This window comes from Kluyvera intermedia, from assembly GCF_021440345.1.
Classification (GTDB): Bacteria; Pseudomonadota; Gammaproteobacteria; order Enterobacterales; family Enterobacteriaceae; genus Kluyvera; species Kluyvera intermedia_A.
The window spans coordinates 1-7,923 of sequence record NZ_JAKCNS010000026.1 but is presented as its reverse complement, the minus strand read 5'-3'; the positions used below and the strand labels follow the sequence as shown (position 1 = coordinate 7,923).

General features: G+C 50.2%; 8 protein-coding genes. 5 read left to right on the top strand and 3 right to left on the bottom strand.

Going from position 1 to position 7,923, the window contains the following annotated elements; translation table 11 throughout:
* The first annotated feature begins 399 nt into the window (after window positions 1-399).
* Both dcuC and rna read left to right on the top strand, forming a co-directional pair.
* Complete coding sequence (gene dcuC / locus LZ634_RS08725) at window positions 400-1,770, top strand: anaerobic C4-dicarboxylate transporter DcuC (protein WP_234504040.1); 1,371 nt, start codon at window positions 400-402, stop codon at window positions 1,768-1,770.
* A gap of 93 nt (window positions 1,771-1,863) precedes the next feature.
* The gene (gene rna, locus LZ634_RS08720) at window positions 1,864-2,664 is read left to right on the top strand and encodes a ribonuclease I (protein ID WP_234504038.1); all 801 of its coding nucleotides are present in this window, start codon (window positions 1,864-1,866) and stop codon (window positions 2,662-2,664) included.
* Window positions 2,665-2,698: 34 nt separating this feature from the next.
* Here rna and LZ634_RS08715 read toward each other — a convergent pair whose 3' ends face one another.
* Entirely contained in the window at window positions 2,699-3,529 is an 831-nt protein-coding gene (locus tag LZ634_RS08715; RefSeq protein ID WP_234504036.1) for an alpha/beta fold hydrolase, read from the bottom strand.
* A gap of 70 nt (window positions 3,530-3,599) precedes the next feature.
* On the opposite strand from LZ634_RS08715, the gene LZ634_RS08710 reads away from it, so the two are divergent.
* The 3 genes from LZ634_RS08710 (at window position 3,600) to uspG (ending at window position 4,766) form a co-directional block, all read left to right on the top strand.
* A complete protein-coding gene (locus LZ634_RS08710; protein ID WP_234504034.1) occupies window positions 3,600-3,764 on the top strand; it encodes a hypothetical protein in 165 nt (54 codons plus the stop codon).
* On the top strand, window positions 3,764-4,174 hold the full coding sequence (gene rnk / locus LZ634_RS08705) for a nucleoside diphosphate kinase regulator (RefSeq protein ID WP_234504031.1): 411 nt from the start codon (window positions 3,764-3,766) through the stop codon (window positions 4,172-4,174). Before LZ634_RS08710 ends, rnk begins: the two co-directional genes overlap by 1 nt.
* 163 nt (window positions 4,175-4,337) lie before the next feature.
* Window positions 4,338-4,766 carry a universal stress protein UspG gene (uspG, locus tag LZ634_RS08700; protein WP_234504029.1) on the top strand — a complete coding sequence of 143 codons (429 nt, stop codon included), beginning with the start codon at window positions 4,338-4,340 and terminating at the stop codon, window positions 4,764-4,766.
* A gap of 83 nt (window positions 4,767-4,849) precedes the next feature.
* Here the strand turns inward: uspG and ahpF are convergent, their stop codons facing one another.
* Together ahpF and ahpC are read right to left on the bottom strand one after the other, a co-directional pair.
* Window positions 4,850-6,415: an alkyl hydroperoxide reductase subunit F gene (ahpF, locus tag LZ634_RS08695; protein WP_234504027.1), complete on the bottom strand. Its 1,566-nt coding sequence runs from the start codon at window positions 6,413-6,415 to the stop codon at window positions 4,850-4,852.
* A gap of 244 nt (window positions 6,416-6,659) precedes the next feature.
* Window positions 6,660-7,223 (bottom strand): alkyl hydroperoxide reductase subunit C, encoded by a 564-nt coding sequence (ahpC, locus tag LZ634_RS08690; protein ID WP_052284784.1) that lies wholly within the window; start codon window positions 7,221-7,223, stop codon window positions 6,660-6,662.
* Window positions 7,224-7,923 lie beyond the last annotated feature (700 nt).

Sequence of the window (7,923 nt, the reverse complement as noted above, 5' to 3'; positions counted from 1 at the left end):
TAAGTTGGAGTCATTACCTAATTATAAAAATAATTACCTAATACTTCAACGCACGCTTAAAAAAGACATAAAACCATACATGCTCTTCAAAAACACCGCAAAAAAAGGTTTTCATCACAGCCCACGCTACATCTCACTGCGGCGGTGACATAGCGAATCATCATAAAATGATAACATTTCATTTACCTTGACTGTTTGTTATTTCAGCACTGGTCTATACTCGACGCGATGCCAATGTTCAGCTTTGTGAGTACATCGTGTAAATTGAAATATCATTCTCTTTAATTAGTCTGTTTTTTGATTTTCATCAGCTAATTTTGCCGGTTTTTTCGGCACATTCCACCCCTTACTTTGATGCAGCTGTGCGTCAATTTTACAACTGGGCGATAGGTGTTAATAATGTTAACGTTCTTTGAACTCCTGATTGGTGTTGTGGTTATTGTGGGCGTAGCCCGCTACATCATCAAAGGGTATTCCGCAACGGGAGTCCTTTTCGTTGGTGGTTTACTGTTGCTGATTGCCAGCGCATTGATGGGACATAAGATTTTACCGAGTAGCGCAACCAGTACCGGTTACTCTGCTACCGATATTATTGAATACATCAAGATCCTGCTGATGAGCCGCGGTGGCGATCTCGGTATGATGATTATGATGCTGTGCGGCTTCGCAGCATACATGACGCATATTGGCGCCAATGATATGGTGGTAAAACTGGCCTCTAAGCCGCTGCGTTTCATTAACTCACCTTATATTCTGATGATTGCCGCCTACTTCGTGGCATGTCTGATGTCGTTGGCCGTATCTTCCGCCACCGGCCTTGGCGTACTGCTGATGGCAACCCTCTTCCCTGTGATGGTTAACGTCGGAATTAGCCGTGGCGCGGCTGCCGCAATCTGCGCCTCACCGGCAGCCATTATTCTGTCGCCAACTTCCGGTGATGTTGTGCTGGCAGCTAAAGCGGCTGAAATGCCGTTAATTGATTTCGCCTTCAAAACTACACTGCCAATTTCTATCGTTGCCATTATTGCTATGGCCATCGCGCATTTCTTCTGGCAGCGCTACCTGGACAAAAAAGAAAATATTTCTCCAGAAATGCTGGATGTGAATGAAATTACCACCACCGCACCGAACTTCTACGCCATCCTGCCGTTTACACCGATTATCGGCGTACTTATTTTTGACGGTAAATGGGGCCCAGAGCTGCATATTATTGCCATTCTGGTTATCTGCATGCTGCTGGCGGCAATTCTGGAATTCTTCCGTGGCTTTAATACTCAGAATGTCTTTGCCGGTCTGGAAGTGGCTTATCGCGGGATGGCGGATGCCTTCGCCGGCGTGGTCATGCTGTTAGTTGCAGCAGGTGTATTTGCTCAAGGTCTTAGCACCATTGGATTTATTAATAGCCTGATCTCTATCGCCACCTCGTTTGGCTCTGCCAGTATTATTCTGATGCTGGTACTGGTCATCCTGACCATGCTGGCCGCCATGACCACCGGCTCCGGGAATGCACCGTTCTATGCTTTCGTCGAGATGATCCCTAAACTGGCCCACTCTTCCGGCATTAACCCAGCCTATCTTTCTATTCCGATGCTGCAAGCTTCCAACCTGGGCCGTACCATCTCCCCGGTTTCCGGCGTGGTGGTTGCGGTGGCGGGGATGGCAAAAATTTCTCCGTTTGAAGTGGTTAAACGCACCTCAGTACCGGTTATCGTCGGTCTGATTGTTGTCATTATTGCCACCGAAATTCTGGTGCCTGGCGCCGTAGCATAATCATTTGGCTATCAAATAAATAAGGCGCCTGATGGCGCCTTATTTTATGATTAAGCTACAGCCTTAAATGATCAAAAATGTGGAGTCATAATTATGCTCAGGAAGAATATTGTGTCAGGGTTTGCGCTGTTGCTCTGCGCTGGCAGCCTTCACGCCGCCCCCCTGGTTCCCGCGCAATATGGTGACTTCGACCGTTATGTTCTGGCACTCTCATGGCAAACCGGGTTTTGCCAAAGTCAGCATGATAGAAACCGCAAAGAACCGCTTGAATGCCAACAGCCAAAAGAGGCCGTCAACAAAGCCGACTATTTAACGGTTCACGGCTTATGGCCTGGTCTGCCCAGCTCTATCGCCTCTCGCGGCGTCGATAATAACCGCTGGATGCGTTTTGGGTGCGCAACGCGGCCTATTCCCAATATGCCGGAAGCCAAAGCAGGCAAAAAATGCGCCGCCGAAGAGACCGGTTTATCGTTGGAAGTAGCCAATAAGCTGAATCAGGTAATGCCGGGCAGCGGCGGAAAAACCTGCCTTGAGCGTTATGAATATGCCAAGCATGGTGTCTGTTTTGGTTTTGACCCCGATGTCTATTTCGACACCATGGTCCGTCTGAATAACGAAATAAAACAGAGCGCTATCGGCCAATTCCTGGCGACTAATTACGGTAAAACCGTGGACCGCGCCAGTTTTGATAGTGCAGTTGCCAAAGCCTTTGGTCAGCAAAACGTCAAAGCGATTAAATTAACCTGCGACGGTAATCCGTCCTATCTGACGGAAATGCAGATTGCTATTAAATCTGCCCGTATTAACGAGCCGCTTTCCGCCGATTCGCTGCTGGCACAGCCGCATCCGGGTAACTGTGGCAAACAGTTCATGCTGGATAAAATCGGCTACTGATCCACGCCCCCGCATCATGCGGGGGCTAACCCTGCTAGCGTTGGATAAACTCCAACAGGCAGTCGTTAATCTGATGCTTATGGGTGGTGCAGATCCCGTGCGATCCGCCGTGATAAACCTTCAGCTCGGCATTGGGTAACAGCGTCGCCGCAACCTTACCGCAGGTTTCAAATGGGACAATCTGATCGTCGTCGCCGTGAATCACCAGCGTCGGAATGGTCATCTTGCGCAAATCTTCACGCAAATCGGTTTCCGAGAAGGCTTTAATACAATCGTAAAGTGCTTTAATCGAACCCTGTAGCCCCTGCTCGACAAATCCTTCGCGTACCGCCTTCGACTCGCTGACACCCTCGCGGTTATAGCCGTAAAAGGCCGCCGTCAGTTCATAGAAAAATGCGCCGCGATCGTTGATGACACCCTGTCGAATTCCATCAAACACCTCCATCGGCACACCATTCGGGTTGAAGTCCGTTTTCAGCATAATCGGCGTCACCGCGCCAATCAGCACCGCCTTCGCCACCCGACTGGTACCGTGACGGCCAATATAGCGCGCCACTTCTCCACCGCCGGTAGAGTGCCCAACGTGTACCGCATCTTTTAAATTAAGGTGCGCCGTCAGCTCCGCTAAATCATCCGCATATTGGTCCATCGTATGCCCTTCCCAGGGCTGTGCTGAGCGTCCATGTCCACGCCTATCATGGGCGATGACGCGATAGCCTTTGGAACCCAGATAGAGCATCTGATCCTCAAATGCATCAGCCGTCAACGGCCAGCCATGACTAAATACTATCGGCTGCCCGCTCCCCCAATCCTTGAACCAGAGATAACTACCATCTTTCAGGGTCAGTTTATCGAAACCACTCATACGATCACCTGTGCTGGGAGGACGCTGCCCGTTGCAGCCTAAAAAGAATAATCCAGATTTATAAGTCGCGATGGATTTCGCACAAAATTCACACAATGATGGCAGCGCCATTCCTGAATGTGCGCTGCATCACTTCAAACCTGATGCAGGGATCAGTATGATGGAGAAAGATGAACCCTTGCCGCTGGCGGTGAGGGTTTTCTTTTGGATAATAGAAATGACATGGAGTAGATAATGACCAGACCTGCCATCATTATTAATGAGTTCGATGCCGAGCGCATCGACCGCCTGCTTGAGCAACCTGCTTACGCAAATTCACCGGTGGCGAACGCGCTAAACGACGAGCTTGATCGTGCCCAGATGTGCGCCCCGGAGGCCATGCCGCACGATGTAGTGAGTATGAATAGCCAGGTCAGATTCCGCGATCTCACCACCGGCGAAGAGCGCGTGCGCACGCTGGTTTTCCCGGCGCAAATGACCGACAGCAGCAGCCAGCTTTCCGTGATGGCCCCGGTTGGCGCCGCCCTGCTCGGCCTGCGTACCGGCAGCACCATTCACTGGGAATTACCGGGCGGCGCGTCAACCCACCTGGAAGTGCTTGAGCTACTCTACCAACCGGAAGCCGCTGGCGAGTTCAACCGCTAATAGCGAAAGCGATTAATTAAGAGGATGCCAGGCATCCTCTTTCTGTTTGTGGCTGACTCATCTTTACAACTTCCTTTTCCTCACTAAACTATTTTGCGAACTCAATGACACATTTGAAATCAATTATGTGTTGTTATGGTTCAACAAAGACAAGGAGGAGCCTATGTACAAAACTATCATTATGCCCGTTGATGTTTTTGAGATGGAATTAAGTGACAAAGCCATTCGTCACGCAGAGTTTATGGCCCAGCAGGATGGCATTATCCATTTACTGCACGTACTGCCAGCCTCAGCCAGCTACACCATGAGTCGCTTTGCTTCTGACCTACGTCGTTTCGAAGAGCACCTACAGCACGAAGCCGAAACCCGGCTGCAAACCATGCTGAGCCACTTTAGTATTGACCCTTCACGACTCAAACTGCACGTGCGCCTCGGTAACGTGCGCGACGCAGTCAACGAGCTGGCGGAAGAACTGCATGCCGATATGGTGGTGATTGGTTCGCGCAATCCGTCCATCAGCACGCATCTGCTGGGCTCGAACGCTTCCAGCGTCATTCGTCACGCACATATTCCAGTGTTAGTGGTGCGCTGACACGCTATCCGAACGTTCCGTGCTAAAAACAAAAAAAGGCCACCTTTCGGTGGCCTTTGACATTGCAGGTATTGTCTTCTTTTTTATGCTGTTTTGGTGCGAATCAGATAATCGAATGCGCTCAACGACGCTTTCGCACCTTCGCCTGCGGCGATAATAATCTGTTTGTAAGGGACAGTGGTGCAGTCACCCGCAGCAAACACGCCCTTCACGTTGGTCTCGCATTTCGCATCAATGATGATTTCACCCATGCGGTTACGTTCAATCGCGCCTTCCAGCCAGTTGGTGTTTGGCAGCAGGCCAATCTGCACGAAGATCCCCGCCAGCGCAACATGATGCTCGTCGCCGCTAACGCGGTCACGGTACTGCAAACCGGTCACTTTGCTGCCGTCACCTTTAACTTCGGTGGTCTGCGCGTTGAGGATAATGTCGACGTTTTTCAGGCTGCGGACTTTATCCTGCAATACCTGATCGGCCTTCATTTCTGGCGCAAACTCCAGCAGCGTAACGTGTTCAACCACACCCGCCAGGTCAATCGCGGCTTCCACACCTGAGTTACCGCCGCCGATAACCGCCACGCGTTTGCCTTTAAACAGCGGGCCATCGCAGTGCGGGCAGTAGGTCACGCCCTTAGTACGATACTGATCTTCACCCGGGACATTCATGTTACGCCACTTAGCACCGGTGGAGATGATGATGCTGCGCGCTTTCAGCACCGCGCCAGAAGCGGTTTCAATCTGATGCAGGCCGCCTTCTACCGCTGCCGGAACCAGCTTAGATGCGCTCTGGGAATCAATCACATCAACGTTATATTCACTTACGTGTGCCTTTAACGCACCCGCCAGCTTCTGGCCTTCAGTTTTCGGCACAGAAATATAGTTTTCAATATCAACGGTATCCAGCACCTGGCCGCCGAAACGTTCACCCATCAGGCCGGTACGGATGCCTTTACGTGCAGAATACACGGCAGCCGCGGCGCCTGACGGGCCAGAACCGACAATCAGCACATCATAGGCATCGCGCTGATTCAGCTCTTCTGCCGCACGTTTCTCAGCACCGGTATCTACCTTCGCCACGATTTCGGTCAGGGTCATGCGGCCCTGGCCAAATTCCTGACCATTCAGGTAGACCGCCGGCACGCCCATCACGTTACGTTCAGTGATTTCATTCTGGTAAGTCCCGCCGTCAATCGCCGTGTGTTTGATACGCGGGTTCAGTACCGCCATCAGGTTCAGCGCCTGCACCACATCCGGGCAGTTATGGCAGGAGAGTGAGTAATAGGTTTCAAACTCAAAATCGCCGTCCAAATCGCGAATCTGCTCAAGCAGAGACTGTGCTTCTTTTGACGGATGGCCGCCGGTCCACAGCAGCGCCAAGACCAGCGAGGTAAACTCGTGGCCCAGCGGAGAGCCGGCGAAACGCGGCCCCTGGTGCGAACCTGGGTTAGTAATCAGGAACGACGGTTTGCGTACCGCCAGAGTATCGTCTTGTTTAAAGGTGACTTTGTCTGACAGTTCAGCGATTTCAGCCAACAGTTCCTTGATCTCTGCCGATTTAGCGCTGTCATCCAGCGTGGCAATCAGCTCAACAGGTTTGGTCAGCTTCTCAAGATACGCCTTGAGCTGGGTCTTCATGTTGGTGTCGAGCATTTTTATCTCCTGGGCTTAAAACATCATCATGCAAGCGGCCTTAGGCCAGCCTGAATGCGGCTTGAATGATGATTTTTGAGAAAGAAAGCGGGCGCGAATATGCCCCCGCTTGAGAATGAATTCGCCAGTATTTCGTGTTACAGGAAGGCGGCAATCTTATGAGTCCCCGGGAGCTTACTGAAGTAAGTGACCGGGGCGATTAAGCGTAGCCAACGCACCTGTGGCATGAAAGACGCAGCGAATTTTAGATTTTGCCGACCAGGTCCAGAGATGGAGCCAGAGTCGCTTCACCTTCTTTCCATTTCGCCGGGCAAACTTCGCCTGGGTGGGAAGCAACATACTGAGCAGCTTTGATTTTACGCAGCAGGTCAGACGCATCGCGGCCGATACCTTCAGCAGTAACTTCGATTGCCTGGATGATACCCTGTGGGTCAACAACGAAGGTTGCACGGTCTGCCAGACCTTCATCTTCACGCATGTTTTCAAAGTTACGGGTCAGGGCGCCAGTCGGGTCGCCGATCATCGCATATTTGATTTTCGCGATGGTGTCGGAGCTACCGTGCCATGCTTTGTGGGTGAAGTGGGTGTCGGTAGAAACAGAGTAAACATCTACGCCCAGCTTCTGCAGTTCTTCGTAATGATCTGCAACGTCGCCCAGTTCGGTCGGGCATACGAAAGTGAAGTCAGCCGGGTAGAAGAAGAAGACGCTCCAGCGACCTTCGGTATCTTTCTCGGTTACTTCGATGAACTCACCGTTTTTGAACGCCTGGTTTTTGAAAGGTTTGATTTTGGTATTAATTAAGGACATCTATACTTCCTCCGTGTTTTCGTTGAGGTCTAAGTTAACGAAATTCTTCCGATTCGACCAATGCGTTTACATTATCAAATCAATAAGCGTTATCTAACAACCGGCACAAGACAACTTTGTGAACCTATGGACAGAACCGGCACGAATCGCTCATTCCATGACGTAAAAAGGCCGCAACATGGCGGCCCGTTTACCTGAATCTCCCGCAGGTGAATTCAGCGCCAGCCAGGCTGGCTAAGTGTTGCGCTCCACGTAACCTTAATAAAGTCTGTGGTAACTCATGGATTACATCACCCCGCTTCACAAAGGGCAATCGGCTCAACGTCGGTGTCATCTATGGTTGAGATAGGTTATACCGTTGATTAACCACTACCCACTGATTTTACAGATACTTTCCATGAAACACGGTTCTTTACCTCGGCATCAGCTTAGGTCGTTATCGACGCACGAAAAATTAATGACGTGAATAAATAAAAATATCGTCGCCGGTTTTGCATCAAGCAGATGATGAGCTAAAATTAACAATGTATCTTACCCATTGATAATCTTAAGTAATATTGAAACATTCAATTCTTACGCAACATTATTTAGCGATAGATAAAAATGAAGTTCTACTATATATTTAGCAAGATTTCAGAGGATTTTAAGTTTTACGAACACATGGATAGTAGTGATAAGGGAAGTGAATGCAACCCTATAA

Excerpts from the sequence above, each read along its gene's own strand:
- dcuC (WP_234504040.1), top strand. The coding sequence starts at position 400 with ATGTTAACGTTCTTTGAACTCCTGATTGGTGTTGTGGTTATTGTGGGC.
- rna (WP_234504038.1), top strand. The coding sequence starts at position 1,864 with ATGCTCAGGAAGAATATTGTGTCAGGGTTTGCGCTGTTGCTCTGCGCT.
- LZ634_RS08715 (WP_234504036.1), bottom strand. The coding sequence starts at position 3,529 with ATGAGTGGTTTCGATAAACTGACCCTGAAAGATGGTAGTTATCTCTGG.
- LZ634_RS08710 (WP_234504034.1), top strand. The coding sequence starts at position 3,600 with ATGGATTTCGCACAAAATTCACACAATGATGGCAGCGCCATTCCTGAA.
- rnk (WP_234504031.1), top strand. The coding sequence starts at position 3,764 with ATGACCAGACCTGCCATCATTATTAATGAGTTCGATGCCGAGCGCATC.
- uspG (WP_234504029.1), top strand. The coding sequence starts at position 4,338 with ATGTACAAAACTATCATTATGCCCGTTGATGTTTTTGAGATGGAATTA.
- ahpF (WP_234504027.1), bottom strand. The coding sequence starts at position 6,415 with ATGCTCGACACCAACATGAAGACCCAGCTCAAGGCGTATCTTGAGAAG.
- ahpC (WP_052284784.1), bottom strand. The coding sequence starts at position 7,223 with ATGTCCTTAATTAATACCAAAATCAAACCTTTCAAAAACCAGGCGTTC.